The following is a 2,165-nucleotide window of genomic DNA, read 5'->3' on the forward strand; positions in this document are numbered from 1 at the left end:
GCCCTGGACCGCCCACGGATAGTCCAGCATGGAGGTGGCGATCGTGGCGGCGCGGGCGTTGGAGTTCTTGTCGCCGGGGGCCTTGGCTAGGCGGGAGAAGGCGCGGGCCAGGCCGGTGAGGGAGATAGCTGCCACCGGGGCGCCGCAGCCGTCGATGCCCAGGTGCGCGATCCGCTCCTCGCTGTATTCCTCGATCACTGAGCGGATCCGCTGCTGCAGCGGATGGTTCGGTTCAAGGTAGCTGTGTGTGTCCCAGCCGTTCTCCGTGCAGGCCCACAGGAAGGCTGCGTGCTTGCCCGAGCAGTTGAAAGCGAGCCGGGACTTTCCCCGCTCGGTCCGGACCAGCCAGGTCCGGGCCGTCTCGTCCTCCGGCCACGCCTCCGGGCACTGGAGCTGGGTTTCCTTGACGCCGGCGGCCTTCAACATGCCTTCCACCACGTCCATGTGGTCCAGCGAGCCGACGTGGCTGCCGCAGGCGATGGCCACCTGGGCGCCGCGCAGCGGCACACCCGACTGCATGGACGCCAGCGCCTGGAAGGGTTTGAGCGTGGAACGGGCAAAGATCGGGGTGGTGATGTCGCCCAGTTCGGTGACGATGGTGCCGTCCGCGGCCATCACGACAGCCGAGCCGATGTGGCGGGACTCGATAAAGCCGCTGCGTTCAACCACTGCCAGTTCGACGGCGGACTCGACGGTAAAGGTGGCATGCGGGTTCAAAGGCATGCTGCCAGTCTAGGGTGCGCCGCGGGCCCGTTCCGGTTACTCCACGGTGACCATTACCGACTGCCAGCCGGAGGCGCCATCGGGCACGGGATCGGCTCGCTTCTCCGTCTGGACCTCGCCGGTACCGTCGGTGGCGCGGGCCTTGATGTAATGCGGACCCGGGGTGGCGTCCCAGTCGAAGGACCATTGCCGCCAGGTCACCACGGACGCCTCGGCGGAGAGGACGGCTTCGGTCCACGGGCCGTTGTCGATCTGGACCTCCACCTTGGTGATGCCGCGGGTCTGGGCCCAGGCTGTCCCGCCGATCGCGACCTTCCCGGCGGCGACCTTGGCGAAGGACTTGGGGACCTCCACCCGGGCCATGGTCTTGATGGGGCCGCGCTCGGACCAGCCGCGCTGGGTCCAGTAGGCCTTGTTGTCCGCGAACCGGGTCACTTCCAGGTCCACCACCCATTTGGTGGCCGAGACGAAGCCGTACAACCCGGGAACCACCATCCGGACCGGGTAGCCGTGTTCCAGCGGCAGGGCCTCCCCGTTCATTCCGATGGCCAGCATCGCGTCGCGGTCATCCTGCAGGACCTCCAGCGGTGTGGAGGCGCTGAAACCGTCAACGGAGGTGGAGAGCACCATGTCCGCTCCCTGCTTGGGGCGGGCCAGCTTCAGGGCATCCCGGATGGGCATGCCCAGCCATTTGGCGTTGCCGGCCAGGTTCCCGCCGACCGGGTTGGAGACGCAGGTCAGGGACACGTGGGACTCGATCAGCTGGGCGCCCAGCAGGTCCTGGAAGCTCAGCCGCACCTCCTGCTCCACCATGCCGTGGATCCGAAGTTCCCAGGACTGGGCGTCGATTTCCGGGACGCTGAGGGCGGTGTCAATGCGGTAGAAGTCCTTGTTCGGCGTCAGCCAGGGCGTCACGCCCGGGGCCTTGGACTGCACACCGGCGGGCACGGCGGCGGCCGGCCGGGCGGGGGCCGGAAGCCGGAGGGCTTCGCGGGCCTGCGCCACGTTGCTCCGGGCGGCGCTCAGGAGCCGTCCGCCCGTCGCCGCGGCGGCTGCGGCCACAGCGGTGATGCCGCTCGCGGTAAAGAAGGCACGCCGGGTGGTGGCGGGGCGGTCCGGTTCCTTGGCGCCGAGATCCGAGGCCACCTCCGGCCACTGCCGCATCCGCCACAATTTGCTGACCAGGATCCGCAGCATCACCAGGCCGGCTGCGGTGCCGATCAGCGAGGGGATGGCGTCCAGCGGTTTGACGCTGGCCCGTGTCACCACGCTGGCCACAATCACCGCACCGAGYAGGAGCACGCCGGCCACGCCCAGGGCCCACTTACGGTAGGCGACGATGCCCAGCACACAGGCCAGCAGCAGGATGGTCAGGCCCATGCCGACGAACAGGGCGGCCTTGTCGTTCGTGCCGAACGTGGCGATCGCGAAGTCCTTCATCC

The 2,165-nt window shown here is 68.9% G+C and carries 2 protein-coding genes; both read right to left on the bottom strand.

What is annotated here, in order from left to right; translation table 11 throughout:
- The coding region (locus tag AC1DHD_RS15835) for an asparaginase (protein WP_476880626.1) at positions 1 to 723 on the bottom strand (723 nt) is incomplete at its 3' end.
- Between the two features lie 36 nt (positions 724 to 759).
- On the bottom strand, positions 760 to 2,165 hold a 1,406-nt coding region (locus tag AC1DHD_RS15840; RefSeq protein ID WP_476880627.1), incomplete at its 5' end, for a molybdopterin-dependent oxidoreductase.

This window comes from Arthrobacter sp. 05L45_2 (assembly GCF_056397525.1).